The 15,228-nt window shown below is 39.2% G+C and carries 14 protein-coding genes; 12 read left to right on the top strand and 2 right to left on the bottom strand.

Features of this window, described 5'->3' with window-relative positions; translation table 11 throughout:
• From secF to epsC, 12 genes are read left to right on the top strand one after another with little or no spacing between them, the layout of a single operon-like run.
• On the top strand, positions 1-972 hold the full coding sequence (gene secF, locus CDOM16190_RS04830) for a protein translocase subunit SecF (protein WP_170019114.1): 972 nt from the start codon (positions 1-3) through the stop codon (positions 970-972).
• 9 nt (positions 973-981) lie between these two features.
• Positions 982-1,320, top strand: a complete 339-nt coding sequence (locus CDOM16190_RS04825) for a DUF6394 family protein (RefSeq protein ID WP_169973686.1) — start codon at positions 982-984, stop codon at positions 1,318-1,320.
• An 8-nt stretch (positions 1,321-1,328) separates the two neighbouring features.
• Positions 1,329-3,794, top strand: coding sequence for a leucine--tRNA ligase (leuS, locus tag CDOM16190_RS04820; RefSeq protein WP_170019113.1), 2,466 nt, complete (start codon positions 1,329-1,331; stop codon positions 3,792-3,794).
• Positions 3,795-3,796: 2 nt separating this feature from the next.
• Positions 3,797-4,336, top strand: a complete 540-nt coding sequence (gene lptE, locus CDOM16190_RS04815; protein ID WP_170019112.1) for an LPS assembly lipoprotein LptE — start codon at positions 3,797-3,799, stop codon at positions 4,334-4,336.
• Positions 4,317-5,867: a GGDEF domain-containing protein gene (locus tag CDOM16190_RS04810; RefSeq protein WP_170019111.1), complete on the top strand. Its 1,551-nt coding sequence runs from the start codon at positions 4,317-4,319 to the stop codon at positions 5,865-5,867. Before lptE ends, CDOM16190_RS04810 begins: the two co-directional genes overlap by 20 nt.
• On the top strand, positions 5,864-7,042 hold the full coding sequence (locus CDOM16190_RS04805) for a Mur ligase family protein (protein WP_170019110.1): 1,179 nt from the start codon (positions 5,864-5,866) through the stop codon (positions 7,040-7,042). Before CDOM16190_RS04810 ends, CDOM16190_RS04805 begins: the two co-directional genes overlap by 4 nt.
• Positions 7,032-9,980 (top strand): transcription-repair coupling factor, encoded by a 2,949-nt coding sequence (mfd, locus tag CDOM16190_RS04800; RefSeq protein WP_170019109.1) that lies wholly within the window; start codon positions 7,032-7,034, stop codon positions 9,978-9,980. Before CDOM16190_RS04805 ends, mfd begins: the two co-directional genes overlap by 11 nt.
• Positions 9,977-10,741 carry an ATP-binding protein gene (locus tag CDOM16190_RS04795; RefSeq protein ID WP_170019108.1) on the top strand — a complete coding sequence of 255 codons (765 nt, stop codon included), beginning with the start codon at positions 9,977-9,979 and terminating at the stop codon, positions 10,739-10,741. Before mfd ends, CDOM16190_RS04795 begins: the two co-directional genes overlap by 4 nt.
• Complete coding sequence (locus CDOM16190_RS04790) at positions 10,738-11,544, top strand: TIGR00282 family metallophosphoesterase (protein ID WP_170019107.1); 807 nt, start codon at positions 10,738-10,740, stop codon at positions 11,542-11,544. The genes CDOM16190_RS04795 and CDOM16190_RS04790 overlap by 4 nt, the downstream gene beginning before the upstream one ends.
• Positions 11,545-11,552: 8 nt before the next feature.
• Positions 11,553-12,221: a 3-methyladenine DNA glycosylase gene (locus tag CDOM16190_RS04785; protein ID WP_170019106.1), complete on the top strand. Its 669-nt coding sequence runs from the start codon at positions 11,553-11,555 to the stop codon at positions 12,219-12,221.
• Between the two features lie 25 nt (positions 12,222-12,246).
• Positions 12,247-13,158 (top strand): cysteine synthase A, encoded by a 912-nt coding sequence (cysK, locus tag CDOM16190_RS04780; RefSeq protein ID WP_170019105.1) that lies wholly within the window; start codon positions 12,247-12,249, stop codon positions 13,156-13,158.
• A 12-nt stretch (positions 13,159-13,170) separates the two neighbouring features.
• Positions 13,171-13,707 (top strand): serine O-acetyltransferase EpsC, encoded by a 537-nt coding sequence (gene epsC, locus CDOM16190_RS04775; RefSeq protein ID WP_502707511.1) that lies wholly within the window; start codon positions 13,171-13,173, stop codon positions 13,705-13,707.
• A 69-nt stretch (positions 13,708-13,776) separates the two neighbouring features.
• Here epsC and CDOM16190_RS04770 read toward each other — a convergent pair whose 3' ends face one another.
• Both CDOM16190_RS04770 and rpe read right to left on the bottom strand, forming a co-directional pair.
• Complete coding sequence (locus tag CDOM16190_RS04770) at positions 13,777-14,580, bottom strand: 3'-5' exonuclease (protein ID WP_170019104.1); 804 nt, start codon at positions 14,578-14,580, stop codon at positions 13,777-13,779.
• Complete coding sequence (gene rpe / locus CDOM16190_RS04765; RefSeq protein ID WP_170019103.1) at positions 14,577-15,224, bottom strand: ribulose-phosphate 3-epimerase; 648 nt, start codon at positions 15,222-15,224, stop codon at positions 14,577-14,579. The genes CDOM16190_RS04770 and rpe overlap by 4 nt, the downstream gene beginning before the upstream one ends.
• Positions 15,225-15,228 lie beyond the last annotated feature (4 nt).

Genomic DNA, 15,228 nt, shown 5'->3' with positions numbered 1-15,228 from the left:
ATGCAAATTTTTTCAAAAGCACATGTTTATGATTTTATGGGTAAGCGCCATATCGCCCTTGCCGTAGCCGCTATTTTATTTTTTGGCTCAATCTTTCTGCTTTTTACCAAAGGGCTAAATTACGGTATTGATTTTTCTGGTGGAACGCTGATCCAGATAAAGTATGATAAAAAAGCACCTCTTGATAAGATTAGAGAGGCTTTGTATAAAGATGAGACTTTAAAAAATGCCTCTGTGACCGAATTTGGTTCAGAGGAGGAGATTACTATACGTTTTTCGGGCTCAAGCTCAAATTTGGGTAGTGATATCGGCTCTAGCGTATCTCAATTACTCAAAGATACTGGCAGCTTTGAAGTTCGCCGTGTGGATGTCGTGGGACCAAAGGTAGGAAGCGAGCTTAGACAAAAAGGAATGATGGCTATAGCCATGTCTCTTTTGGGTATCTTGCTTTATGTTGCCTTTAGGTTCGAGTGGAGATTTGCGATGGCTGCTATATTTGCCGAAGCGTATGATGTAGTGATAGCCTTAGGTGCTATATGCTTATTTAGGATTGATGTAAATTTGGATATTTTGGCTGCGGTTTTAACGATCATAGGCTATTCTTTAAATGATAAGATTATTATCTTTGATAGGATTAGAGAGAGCATAAACACAAGTAAGAATTCGGCTCTTGATATGATTATAAACGAATCTGTCTCCGCGACTCTTTCAAGAACTATTCTTACATCTGTAACTACTTTAATGGTTGTTTTAACACTATTTTTATATGGTGGAGATATGATACACGGCTTTTCTTTAGTGCTTTTAGTGGGTATAGTCGGAGGAACTCTAAGCTCTATCTACATAGCTTCTCCGATGCTTCTTTGGTTTAAATTTAGCGTGGAGAAATATAGAGCGAAAGAGGCTGAAAAGATGAAAGCGAAAAAAGAGCGCGAAAGACATAGAGCTATGTTTGAAAAAGGCGTGGTGTAAGGAGGATTTATGAACTGGGGTAAGGTTGTTTATATCTTTTTTGCGTTGATGAGTCTAACGACTACGGCGGGTTTTTTGTATGATAAAAACGAGATAGCGCTATTTGTAGCAGCTAGCATAAATTTAGTCTCTACGCTACTTAAAATCGGTGTTAAAAATATTTTATCGGCTGAGCTTTTTGCTAGCTCGCTTGTGGCTGATTTGCACCTTATACCTGCATTTGTAGTGCTTCAAACAACCGGAAATATGACAGTTGTTTATTCACTTGCAATCGGTGCTGCTATCGCAAACTTTTTTTCACTTTCGCTTGTTTTAGTTGAAGCAAGTAAGACTCAAGAAGAATTTTAGGAGATAAAATGGCTGAAAATTTGAAGTATGACGCCTTAAAAATTGAGAAAAAATGGCAAGAAATTTGGTTAAAAAACGAAGAATTTGAACCAAAAGATAATTATAGCCTGCCTAAAAAATATATCTTAAGTATGTTTCCATACCCAAGCGGACGTATCCACATGGGTCACGTTAGAAACTACTCTATCGGTGACGTGCTAGCAAGATATTACCGTAAACAAGGCTATAACGTGCTTCATCCTATCGGCTTTGATAGCTTTGGTATGCCTGCTGAAAATGCGGCTATACAGCATAAAATTCATCCTAAAAAATGGACTTATGAAAATATCGATTATATGAGAGCTGAGCTTTTGTCGCTTGGTTTTTCATTTTCTAAAAATAGAGAATTTGCCACATCTGATCCGCTTTATACGAAATTTGAGCAGGAATTTTTCATCAAAATGTATGAAAAAGGGCTTGTGTATCGCAAAAATGCTATAGTAAACTGGTGCGAGCATGATCAAACCGTTCTTGCAAACGAGCAGGTTGAGGATGGCTGCTGCTGGAGATGTGGAAATAGCGTAATTCAGCGTGAGTTGCCGGGGTATTATCTAAAGATAACAGATTATGCCGAGGAGCTTTTGGCCGATCTTGAAAAGTTAAAAGACAAGTGGCCAAATCAAGTAATCACAATGCAAGAAAACTGGATTGGCAAGAGCTTTGGTCTTGAGTTTAAATTTAGTCTTGATGACGCTTCTAAAGCGTTTTTAGGCGGCGAAGCGGAGGGCTTTGAAGTCTTTACAACTCGCCCTGATACGATTTATGGAGTTAGCTATACCGCACTTGCGCCTGAGCATAAGATAGTTAAAAAGCTGCTTGATAGCGGAAATTTAAGCGATGAGGCAAGCCAAAAAGTAAAAGCTATGCTAAATCAAAGCCCAAGAGAGCGTCAAGCCAAAGAAAAAGACGGCGTATTTTTAGGAATTTACGTTATCCACCCGTTAAGCGGCGAAAAAGTGCCTGTTTGGGTTGCGAATTTTGTTTTGGCTGATTACGGAAGCGGAGCTGTTATGGCTGTTCCTGCGCATGATGAGAGAGATTTTGAATTTGCTAGCAAATTTAACCTATCTATCAAGCAAGTGATTAGACCTATTGACGGAGAAATGGATGGATCAAAAGCATTTACGGAAAGTGGAATTTGTATAAATTCGCCGCTTATAGACGGGCTAAATAACGAAGAGGCAAAGCTTAAAATCATAGAGAAATTTGAGAGTGAAAAGATCGGAAAAAGAGTTGTGAATTTTAAAATTCGCGACTGGGGAATTTCTCGCCAAAGATATTGGGGTGCACCTATTCCAATGATTCATTGCGATAAATGCGGTGTGGTTTGCGAAGATATTAAAAATTTACCTGTTACTCTGCCTGATGATGTCGAGATAACGGGTGAAGGAAATCCACTTGATAAACATCCAAGTTGGAAGCATACCAAGTGTCCAAAATGCGGCGGTGACGCAGTTAGAGAGACTGATACTATGGATACGTTTTTTCAAAGCAGCTGGTATTTTGCCAGATATGCAAGCGATCACAAGACTTGGAACGATATAGCCTTTGATGAAAAGAGCGTGAATTACTGGATGAATGTCGATCAGTATATCGGCGGAATCGAGCATGCGATACTACATCTTTTATATGCGAGATTTTTCCAAAAAGCGCTTAGAGATCTTGGCTACTTGCGTGATGATGAGCCTTTTGAGAGGCTTTTAACGCAAGGAATGGTGCTAAAAGACGGCAAGAAGATGAGTAAGAGTAAAGGAAATGTCGTAGATCCTGATGATATCATTAAAAACTATGGAGCTGATACTGCAAGGCTGTTTATACTCTTTGCTGCGCCTCCTCAAAAAGAGCTTGAGTGGAACGATAGCGCAGTTGAGGGTGCGTTTAGATTTTTAAATAGACTTTACGATAAGGCTGTGGGCGTTAAAAAATGTTCTAAAATCCCTGATATAGATCACACAAAGCTTACTAAGGATGAAAAATACGCCCGAGCTAAAGTCTATGAAGCTCTTAAAAAATCTCAAGAGGTCTATACGCAAAGCTTTACTTTTAATACCTTAATAGCTGCGTGTATGGAGGCTTTAAACGCGGTAAATGCGCAAAACAATGAAGATGTAACCACTGAAGCGTTTTTTATAATACTAAATTTGCTTGAGCCGATCGTGCCGCATATAGCAAATGAGCTAAGCGAGAATTTATTTGGCAGAGCAAATTTCACGCATATTGATATCAAAGAAGAGGTCTTTGAAAAAGATAGCCTAAATTTAGCCATTACCGTAAATGGAAAAAGAAGAGGCGAAGTTGAAGTGCCAAGCGACGCTAGTGAAGCTGAAATTTTAAAAGCAGCCAAAGAAAATGTCGCTAAATGGATTGAAGGCAAGGAGCTTATAAAAGAAATTTACGTGCAAGGAAAGCTTGTAAATTTGGTTGTAAAAGGTTAGATATGAGATTTATAGCTGCGGTTTTCATCGCTGTTTTTTTAGTCGGGTGCGGGTATAAGCCTGTTTCAAAGATCACAAAAGATATGATTGGGGATGATATCTACGTGCATGTGACTATAGATAGAGCCGATCCAAAAAGCAGTGTTTGGATAGCAGACAGCATAAAAGAGGGTATAGTATCAAGCCTTAACAGAAAACTTAGTAGTGATAAAAATGCAAAAACAAAGATAATAGCGTCTGTAAAATCTGTAAGTTTACAAGCACTTTTATATGATGAAGATGGATATGTATCGTTATATAAAGCTATTTTAAAAATGGAGTTTGATACTAAATTTGAAAACGGAAAGATATATAAGAGTGTAACTACCGGTGAATATGATTTTACTATTTCTCAAAAAATAAAAGATGTTCGCTATGCAGATAGCGTAATCAGTGAAACAGATAGATATAATGCGATAAAAGAGGCTTCAAAAGAGGCTTTTGATGAATATTTAGCAGCTCTTGCGGTTAAAGGGTTTAAAAATGTCAGCAACAATCACTAAGATTATAAGAGATACCATTAGCACTATTAAGGAGAGGAATTTAATACTTACTCCCGATAACTACACAGAAGTTTTTTGTGAGATAGCGAAAAAAAATGGATACATAAGCCCTGATTGTCAAAAGCTTGAAAAGTATCTTTCTAGACTCAATGCCGATCTTGTAGAGCAACTTAAACAAAAAAGAGTTAAAAATATAGATGAGTTATTTGCGTTTATGGCGGCTAAATTAAACTCGTCAAATATTAATGAACCCGCAAAGCTTATACACTCGCTTGTTTTTATGAGTAAGAGAGTATTTCAAGCAGTGACTATGCTTCATAACAAAGAGGCTAAAAAACTAGCAGAATTAAGCATAGATACTCTTAATAAAAAACTTGACATATCGTCTATCGACCTGATTAGAGACAAGTGGTTTGAGTTTTTAACAGATTATGATGATCTATTTATTAGAAGACTTGGTTTTTATGGTGTTAAGAGTTTTGATGATTTGCAAACAGCAATTACAGAGCTTGATAATGCCTCTATAAGATCAGGTGATACCGCTTATCTATGCCAAAAGATGATTCCTCTTCTGGTATGTGCTCTTACACCTTCTATATCTGAAAGCATGAATGCTGAAATTTCAGGATTTGAGCTTAGTTTAAAGAGTAATCCTAAACTATTAGAATTAGATGAAACTCAAGATAATATACAACAAATGATTAAAAGGCGTATAGAGCTTGATAGGGCTGAAATTTCAACCAAAGTTTCAGTTTTAAACGATGTGCTTGAAGGGATAAATACCAGGCTTTTAAATATGATGAGTAGCTCCTCTACGAGCAGAGCCAAGATGCAAGATATAAAAAGGGATCTAAACTCAATAAATTTAAAAGAAGATAGTTTTGAAGTTATTAGAGATAAGCTTATTATCATAGCTGAATCTTTAGGCAACGAAACACAACAGTTTTCATTGCAGGTTAGTAGTGATCAAAAAAAAATAAAAGAGCTTCAAGATAGAATTAGTAGTCTTGAGGGTGAGCTGGCTATGGTTAAAGCCGAGAGCAAAGAGGACTTCTTAACTAAAACCGCCACAAAAAGAGCATTAATAGAAGAGCTTGATCGTATGGAAGATAAATATAGACGCTATGATGCGGACTACTCTATTTGCTTTTTTGATATAGATTATTTCAAAAAGATTAACGATACTTACGGCCACGATGCAGGTGATGTCATCATAGCAAGCGTTGGGAAGATGCTTAGAAAATACTCAAGAAAGATTGATTTTGTGGCTAGATATGGCGGTGAAGAGTTTGTTATGCTGCTTCCTCAAATTTCTTTAGTAGATAGTGTAAATTTTGCAAATAAAATTCGTGATATTATAGAAAATTCAAAATTTATGTATAAAGACGAACGAATAGATGTTACTATTAGTTGCGGAGTAGCCTTAAGAAGCTCCAATAAAACTTCATCATCAACACTTGAATCCGCCGATAAGATGCTTTATACCGCTAAACAAAACGGCAGAAATCAGGTTATGCCAAGTATTATATGAAGTTGGATGAATTTTTAAGCCACAAACCGCTTTTTTACAAAGAGATAGATTATATTCGTATGCCGCGTGCATGGGGTAGCATAAAGGCGAATTTAAAGCCGTTTAAGATTATTCACATCATAGGCACAAACGGCAAGGGCTCAACAGGAAGGTTTTTAGCTCAAATTCTGCATCTTCAAGGCAAGAGTGTGGGGCATTACACAAGCCCTCATATATTTGAATTTCGCGAGAGATTTTGGCTAAACGGAGATGTGGTTTCAAGCGAGCTTTTGGAGTCTGCTCACGAGAGTTTGCAGGCTATGCTAAGTGAAGAATTTAAAGTAAAAACCAGCTATTTTGAGTATGCGACCCTGCTTGCGGCGGTGCTTTTTAGTGAATGTGATTATTTTGTTTGCGAATGTGGCATGGGCGGAGAGCTTGATGCGACAAATGTTTTTGATAAAATTTTAAGTGTTTTTACTCCGATTGGGCTTGATCATACTGCTGTTTTGGGTAAAACAATAGAGCAAATTTCAACTACGAAATTTAAAGCCATGCAAGTAAATTCACAAGCTATATTAAATGATGAGATGGATAGCATAAGCGTCCATATCGCATTTTTGATTGCAGCTTCAAGAAGAGTAAGGATAAATTTTGCAAGTGAAATTTTGGAAAAAGAGGATGTAGAAAATATTAAAAAATATTCTATTAAATTTTCACTTCCATATTTTTTAATATCGAATTTATGCCTTGCAAGCGCAGCTGCAAAAAGACTTATTAATAAGATTGATATAGAAAATTTAGAAGAATTGAATCTGCGTGGAAGATGTGAGAAAGTAGCCCAAAATATCTATGTGGATGTTGGTCACAACGAGCTTGCTGCGCAGACCATAGCTCAAAAATTTATCGGTAAAAAGCTTGTTTTGATATATAACTCTTTTGCCGATAAGGATTATAAGGCGGTTTTAGCTACTCTTAAGCCCATAATAAAAAGAGTTGAAATTTATCAATATGATAGTGGCGAACGTGAGCTAGCTACCGATGAGATCAGAAAAACTCTTAATGAATTAGATATCCAGCATAGGGATTTTTTGGCAAATTTTGATAGTTTATGCGAAAATAAAGATGAGTTATATTTGGCTTTTGGCTCGTTTTATCTAGTCGAGGCCTTTTTAAGGCAGTTTAATGCAAGCTAGGATATATGAGTATCTTTTAAAGCCAAACGAAGCCCAGATTATCGTTTGTGAAGATGATAAGGAGGCTTTGCTTATCGAAAATGCGGTTAAATTTGCAGGCGTTTGTCCGTTTAGCTTGCCTGATTTTAGAGCGCATTTTGGCGATGATCTACGCTCTTTTAGCGCAGAGCTTTATGAGCTTTCGGCTAAGCTTTCTAAATTTTACGAATTTGAGGGCAAAAAGCTTCTTATAGCTCCTATTTCAACCATCTTAAACAAACTTCCCGGCAAAAAACATCTACAAAAAATTACTCTGAAATTTGGCGATAAGTTAAACTTAAACGAGCTAGCTGACGAGCTTACGCGCTTTGGTTACGAGCCTGTGGATATCGTTGAGAGCGAGGGCGAGTTTTGCTTGCGCGGAGATATCATTGACATATTTTGCATAGGAAGCGACGAACCTCATAGAATTTTGCTTTTTGATGACGAGATAGAAAGCATCAGAAACTACTCAACCAGCACTCAAATTTCAAACAAAACCGAACTTGAAAGCGTTGAAATTTCACCATTTATCGCAGCGCTTAGCAAGGATGAATTTGAAAAAGCAAGCCAAAAAGCGCAGCAGCTAAAAAGCGAGGCTCTGATAAATGACCTTAATTCACTTGGTTTTTGGGCGATTGATGGTTTTATAGACTATAGCAAGGAGTTTAAGACCGTCCTTGCAAAAGAGTTTAAATTCGAGGATTTTGAGAGAGATACGAGCGCGCTTCATGATTTGCCCGTGATTCCTGAAGCAAAAATTTACAAAGATTTATCAGTAACGCCTAATAAGGACTTTTTTGAACTTAACGCCAATAAAAATATCAAGGTCATAGCCCGAAACGACGGGCTTTTTAACTCATTAAATTTAAGCGAATATAAAAATATAGAATTTATTAAAAGCGATGTTGTCGTAAATTTAACTTCCGGTAACGAAATCATCGTTTCGCTTAATAAATTTGAAAAGAAGCGCCGCGTTAAGCATGCAAGTTTAGTGATCGACGAGCTAAAGATAAATGACTACGTCGTGCATGAAGAGTATGGTATAGGTCGATTTGCGGGACTTGAAAAGATAACCGTGCTAGGAAGCATGCGCGAATTCGTAGTTATCGTTTATCAAAACGACGACAAACTTCTTTTGCCTGTCGAAAATATAAATTTAATCGATCGCTACATAGCTCAAAGCGGCTCTATAGCGGCACTTGATAGGCTTGGTAAGGCTAGCTTTGCCAAGATAAAAGAAAAAGTTCGCCAAAAACTATTTATAATCGCTTCCAAGATCATCGAACTTGCCGCTAAAAGAGAGCTAATTCGCGCCGAAATTATACAAAAAGATGATGCCGAATACTTAAATTTCTTGCAAAATGCGGGCTTTGATTATACTATAGATCAAGAAAAGGCTGCAAGCGAAATTTCAAAGGATCTTGCAAGCGGTAAGGTTATGGATAGGCTTTTAAGCGGAGATGTCGGCTTTGGCAAGACTGAAATCGCGATGAATGCGATATTTAAATGTGTTAAATCAGGATTTCAGGCGCTATTTTTCGTGCCTACGACGTTGCTTTCGGCTCAGCATTTTAAGAGCTTAAAAGACAGGTTTGACAAATTTGAAATTCCAGTTTTTAGACTTGATAGATTTAGTTCGGCAAAAGAAAAATCAGCCGTTAAAAGAGCGCTTGAGGAGGGGCTTGCTTGCGTTTGCGTGGGAACTCATTCCCTTTTGGGACTGAAGGCTTTAAATTTAGGGCTTATTGTCATCGATGAAGAGCATAAATTCGGCGTTAAGCAAAAAGAGAAGTTAAAAGAAATTTCAAGCAACTCGCATATCCTTTCAATGAGTGCGACACCTATCCCAAGAAGCCTAAATATGGCGCTTAGCAACGTAAAAAGCTATAGCGTGCTTCAAACTCCGCCAAGCTCTCGTTTAGACGTGAGAACGAGCGTAAGGGAGTGGGACGAAAAGGTGATTAAAGAGGCGATTTTGCGGGAGCTAAGAAGAGGCGGGCAAATTTTTTATATCCACAATCACATCGCCACTATGGATCAGGCAAAAAGGCAGATTAAGAAAATTTTGCCAAATTTGCGCATCCTCATACTTCATTCAAAGATAGATGCAAATACCACAGAAGACGAGATGATGAAATTTAAAGCGGGCGAATACGACATCTTGCTTTGCACAAGCATTGTTGAAAGCGGAATTCACCTGCCAAACGTAAATACGATAATCATAGAAAATGCAAACAAATTCGGTATGGCGGATCTTCATCAGCTAAGAGGCCGCGTGGGTAGAAGCGACAAGCAGGCGTATTGTTATTTCTTGGTCGAGGATAGAAGCGAGCTTACGCCTGAGGCCTTAAAGCGGCTTGTCGCACTTGAGAGCAATTCGTTTTTAGGCTCGGGTTCCGTACTTGCTTATCATGATTTAGAGATTAGAGGCGGAGGAAATTTAATCGGAGAGGCTCAAAGCGGGCATATCGAGGCTATCGGATATTCGCTTTATATTAAAATGCTTGAAGACGAGATAAATAAGCTTTTAAACAAAGAGAATTTCAAGAGTAAAAAAGTTGATCTCAAGCTCAGTATAAACGCATTTTTAAATCAAGATTTTATCCGTGAAGACAGGCTTCGTCTGGAGCTTTATCGTCGCCTTAGCAAGTGTGAAGAGGTAAGCGAAGTACATGCCATAGAAAGCGAGCTTGAGGATAGGTTCGGAAAGATTGACATTTATACCAAGCAGTTTTTATCGCTTATAATAATTAAAATTTTAGCCGCAAAAGCTGGCTTTAAGCTTGTCTCAAACAGCGGTCAAAACATCGTTCTTACAAATTTAAACGACGAGAAAACGGTTTTAAAATCAAAAAGCAAAGATGATGACGATATAATAGATGAAATTTTAATCCATCTAAGAAAGGCGTCAAGATGATTGATTGGAGCTTGAGTCACGCTGCTGTTTTTAGGCGTAGGATAGGGGCTTTAAGGGCTGTGCATGAGATTGATTTTGTTGAGCTTGATAACCTTGTCGGCATGGAAAAACAAAAAGAGCAGTTAATAGCCAACACTCAAAATTTCATAGACGGCAAAGAGGCTAACAACGCCATTTTGTGGGGTGCAAGAGGGTGTGGCAAAAGTAGCTTGGTAAAGGCTGTTTTTACTAAATTTCATAACGAGGGTTTAAGAATTATAGAGCTTAGAAGCGATGAACTTGAATTTATCGTTGATATCATCGATGAGGTTCGCAGAAGCAATTATAAATTTATTATTTACTGCGATGATCTAAGCTTTGAAGCGGGAGATACTAACTATAAATTTTTAAAGCCGATTTTAGAAGGCTCTATAGAAAAAGCTCCTAAAAACGTGCTCATCTACGCCACTTCAAATCGCCGTCATCTAATCAGCGAGCTAAAAAGCGACAATGAAGGCACAAGCGTAACCAGTGACGAGATCCACTACGCAGAAAGCGTGGATGAAAAAATTTCGCTATCTGATCGCTTTGGTCTTTGGATAAGTTTCTATCAGGGAAGCTTTGCCGAGTATCTTAAGATCGTGGATTTTTATTTTAAAGACTACATGGGCGATAGGCAGATGCTTCACGAGCTTGCTAAAAACTACTCTGCGCTTAGAGCCAGCAGGTCAGGACGAACCGCAAAGCAGTTTTATCTATCTTATAAAGAGAAGCTTTTGTGAGAGCGGGATTTATAGGCGATATCGTCGGGCGAGCGGGTCGTAAGATCGTGGCTGAAAACGTTAAAAAGATGCGGGATAAATTTGAGCTTGATTTTGTCATCGCAAACTGCGAAAATGCAAGTGGAGGCTTTGGACTAAGCGCTCAAAACGCAGCAGAACTCCTTGAGTGCGGGATAGACGCGATAACGGGAGGTAACCATAGCTTTGATAAAAAGGAGATTGCCTCGCTTATGGACAGCTTACCGATCATTCGTCCGTATAACCACTTCGCAGGCACTGCCGGCAAAGGTGTGATAAATTTAAAAAGAGGCGAGAAAAGCTTAAGTGTCATAAATTTAATGGGACATTACGCTATGCCCCATACGAATAACGCCTTTTTAGAGGTGCAAAACGCTCTAAAAGAGTGCAAGAGCCAAAACATACTTATTGATTTTCACGCCGAGGCAACAAGTGAGAAAAACGCTATATTTGGCTATCTAAACGGGCAAGTTAGCGCGATATTTGGCACGCATACTCACGTAGGCACTGATGATTTGCAAATTTTAAATCATACTGCTTATGCAAGCGATGTGGGTTTAAGCGGACCCTTTGACGGAGTTATCGGTATGGACAAAGAAGCTCCTATTAAGACATTTTTAACGGGCTTTAAGCACTCTTTTAAGGTAAATGAAAGGTGTAGGCGGATATTTCAGATGATGGTTTTTGAGTGTGAAGAGAGCAGGTGTATAGACGCTTTTAAAGTTAGAGTCATAGACGGCATAGATGAGATGCAGGTACAAAACGCACTTAAATTTGATAAGTAGGTTGAAATTTGAGAAGCGAAGAACTATTAATAACGCTTTTAAACGCGGGAATTAAAGCGGATTTGCAAGATGAGCTTTGGTGGCCAAATTCGCGTAGCTTTGAAGTGATTGTCGGAGCAATTTTGGTGCAAAATACCGCATGGAAAAACGCTCAAAAAGCGCTTGATAATCTAAAAAATAGCGGAAATTTAACTCTTGAACGTTTAGCGAATTTAGACACCACAAGTATTGCGATCATGATTAAACCAAGCGGCTTTTACAACACTAAAGCAAAGAGATTAAGTGCGCTTTGCAAGGCGATATATGAGGAATTTGGCAGCTTTGAGAGCTTTAAGCAAAACGTGAGCAGAGAGTGGCTTCTTGGCATTAGAGGCATAGGTGCCGAGACTTGTGACGCGATACTTTGCTATGCTTGTGAGCGCGAAGTGATGTGCGTGGATAGCTACGCACTTAGGATTTTGGCTCATTTCGGATATGAATTTGAAAGTTATGAAGAGGCACGTGAGTGGTTTGAAGATATCGATACAGGCGCAGTTTGCAAAGCTTACGGAAAAGAGCTTAGTCTAAATCAAATTTTTGCGCGCTATCACGGCAAGATAGTGGAATTTGGCAAAGCTCACTTCAAAGGAAAGAAGATTGACGAAGCTGAAGTTACTTTGCTTGATGTGTTAAAATAACTGGAAAATTTAATCAAGGAATAAAATGATATATGAGAATATAATTCAAACGATAGGAAAGACGCCTGTAGTAAAATTAAATAGTTTAAAGCAAGTAGGCATGGCAGAAATTTACTCTAAGCTTGAGTTTTTCAACCCGGGCGGCTCGGTAAAAGATAGGATCGCTGCAAATATGATTCTTGAGATGCAAAAAGATGGCGCTTTAAAAAAGGGTGATGTTATAGTAGAGCCCACAAGCGGAAACACGGGTATCGGCATAGCCATGACGGCAAGCGCGCTTGGGTATGAAGTGGTGCTAACTATGCCTGAGACGATGAGTATCGAAAGGCGCAAAATTCTAGCCGCTTATGGAGCTAAACTTGTGCTAACCGAGGGTGCAAAAGGCATGAAAGGCGCTATTGAAAAGGCAAATGAGCTTGCAAAACAGCCAGGATATATGATGCTAAGTCAGTTCGAAAACGCCTATAACCCGCAAGCTCACGTAAAGACTACCGCAGTTGAGATAATGAGTGATTTTAAGCAGCTTGACGCTTTTGTAGCCGGTGTCGGAACGGGCGGGACGCTAAGCGGCGTTTCTAAGGTGCTTAAAGAAAATGGCTACAACACACAGATAATCGCAGTTGAGCCAAAGGATTCCGCCGTGATTTCCGGAAATACGGCAGGCGCACATAAAATTCAAGGCATAGGAGCGGGATTTATCCCTGATACACTTGATACCTCTTTAATCGACACAATAGAGCTAGTTAGTAATGAAGAGGCTTTTGAGGCGGCTAGGGTCTTGGCAAAAAGCGAGGGAATTTTGCTTGGGATCTCCGGAGGTGCCGCTCTTGCAGTAGCTATCCGCACGGCAAAAAGGCTGGGCGAGGGCAAAAAAGTGCTGTTTATAGCTCCCGATAATGGCGAGAGATACTTAAGCACGCCACTTTACGAGGTTTAAAATTTGAAGATAATAGAAGAGATAAAAGAGCTGGTTGCCACTGTCGGTGAGAAAGATCCCGCCGCAAACGGATGCTGCTTTTGGGCGGTGCTTATAAACACCCCGGGCATTCATGCGGTGGTTTTTCATAGATTTTCGCATTTTCTATACGTGAAGAAATTCTTTTTTATCGCTCGATTTATCTCTCAAATTTCAAGATTTATAACGGGCATTGAGATACATCCGGGCGCAAAGATCGGCTCAAGGCTCTTTATCGATCACGGCATGGGGGTAGTTATCGGAGAAACAGCCGAGATCGGAGATGATGTTACGATGTATCATCAAGTAACTCTTGGCGGAACGGGTAAAGAAGTAGGCAAGCGTCATCCGACTATTAAAAACGGTGTTGTCATAGCAGCAGGCGCAAAGGTACTTGGTGCTATCACTATAGGCGAAAATTCAAAAATCGGAGCAAATTCAGTCGTGCTTAAAGATGTGCCCGATAATGCAACGGTTGTCGGTATACCCGCTAGAGTAGTTAGGATAAACGGCGAGAAAATCGAGAGCTAAAGCCCACAAACTATAAAATTTGAGCTTTTATAAAATTTAGATTAATTCCAAGCGAGTAGAGCTTAAAAATCACTCTTCAAAATTTATCACGGTTTGAGCGCTAACTGTCGGTCTTTTGACCGTATTTGCGGTTTTGCTAAACTCTATAAGATCTTCCGTGTACCTTACTACACTTGGAGTATTTTTAACAGCGGCTTTAAAAATTTCAGCTGCGGCGATAGCGTCGTTCATCGCTCTATGATGAGTGTTTTGTATGCCTAAAACCTCTTTTAGTGCGCCAAGTCCGTATTTAAGCGAAGGGATTGTTCTACGAGCTAGATCGATAGTGCAAATTTTGCGATTTAGCATAGTGCCAAGTCCAAATTTCTCAAAGCTGGCGTTGATAAATCCGTAGTCAAATTTCACGTTGTGCGCTACGAAAACGCACTCGGCTAAAAAAAGTCTAAATTTTTCAAGCACGCTTGCAAGGCTTGGAGCGCCTTTGAGATCCTCTACTCGTATGCCCGTAAGCGCGGAGATGTTTTCAGGTACGCTGCTTGCATACACGAGAGTTTCAAATCTATCAAGCTCAATTCCGTCTTTTATCTTAATCGCGCCGATTTCTATGATCTGTCCGCTGTTTATACCGCCGCTCGTTTCTATATCTACGACGCAAAAAGTTTGATCGTCTATATTTCTTTTTCTTGTGTTTAACTCTATCTCGTTTGAGCCGTTTCGCTTAATGTCAAGCCCTAAAATTTGCCACATGGCAAGGTCTCTTACGTCAAATATCGAGCTTAATTCTTCTATCTCGTTTGCTTTTGAGATAAATTCATAATAGCTTAAATTTTGCTTGCAGAGTAAATTTATGAGATTTTCTAGCTTTTGGTTCAAAACTCAAGCTTTAGCGCTCTTATCGCCTCGGCATAAGAGTTTGATGAAAATATATAATTGCCCGCAACGACGATATCAACGCCCGCTTCATCAAGCTCGGCTACGTTTAGTCCCGTTATTCCGCCGTCAACTTCTATCATGCATTTTGCATTTTTGCGCTCTATCATTTCGCGTAGTTTGCGAGCTTTTTCAAGCACTGAAGGGATAAATTTCTGTCCGCCAAAGCCGGGATTTACACTCATTAAAAGAACCATATCAATCTCGTTTATGATGTATTCAAGAGTTTCAATAGGCGTGTGCGGATTTAGCGTGATAGCAGGGCTTACGCCGTTTTTTCTGATATGGTCTATTAGTCTTAGCGGGTGCTTTTCTTCCTCTATATGAAAGCTTAAAAATTTAGGCTTAAGCGGCAAGAAAAGATCGGCAAAAAATGTATTGTTTTGCACCATCAAGTGTATATCAAGAGGCTTTGTGGAAGCCTTTGCAACTGCACTTACCACAAGCGGTCCGATGGTTAAATTCGGAACAAAATGCCCATCCATCACATCAACGTGCACAAGATCGCAACCCGCTTCGCAGATGGCCTCTATCTCCGCTCTTAAATTTCCAAAATCAGCCGATAAAATACTCGGAGCAACGTACATATAA

The sequence above is a fragment of the Campylobacter sp. RM16190 genome (genome assembly GCF_012978835.1).
Taxonomy (GTDB): Bacteria; Campylobacterota; Campylobacteria; order Campylobacterales; family Campylobacteraceae; genus Campylobacter_A.
This window is presented reverse-complemented; position numbering and strand designations above follow the sequence as displayed.

Coding starts and splice junctions, on each gene's coding strand:
- secF (WP_170019114.1), top strand. CDS start 1: ATGCAAATTTTTTCAAAAGCACATGTTTATGATTTTATGGGTAAGCGC.
- CDOM16190_RS04825 (WP_169973686.1), top strand. CDS start 982: ATGAACTGGGGTAAGGTTGTTTATATCTTTTTTGCGTTGATGAGTCTA.
- leuS (WP_170019113.1), top strand. CDS start 1,329: ATGGCTGAAAATTTGAAGTATGACGCCTTAAAAATTGAGAAAAAATGG.
- lptE (WP_170019112.1), top strand. CDS start 3,797: ATGAGATTTATAGCTGCGGTTTTCATCGCTGTTTTTTTAGTCGGGTGC.
- CDOM16190_RS04810 (WP_170019111.1), top strand. CDS start 4,317: ATGTCAGCAACAATCACTAAGATTATAAGAGATACCATTAGCACTATT.
- CDOM16190_RS04805 (WP_170019110.1), top strand. CDS start 5,864: ATGAAGTTGGATGAATTTTTAAGCCACAAACCGCTTTTTTACAAAGAG.
- mfd (WP_170019109.1), top strand. CDS start 7,032: ATGCAAGCTAGGATATATGAGTATCTTTTAAAGCCAAACGAAGCCCAG.
- CDOM16190_RS04795 (WP_170019108.1), top strand. CDS start 9,977: ATGATTGATTGGAGCTTGAGTCACGCTGCTGTTTTTAGGCGTAGGATA.
- cysK (WP_170019105.1), top strand. CDS start 12,247: ATGATATATGAGAATATAATTCAAACGATAGGAAAGACGCCTGTAGTA.
- rpe (WP_170019103.1), bottom strand. CDS start 15,224: ATGTACGTTGCTCCGAGTATTTTATCGGCTGATTTTGGAAATTTAAGA.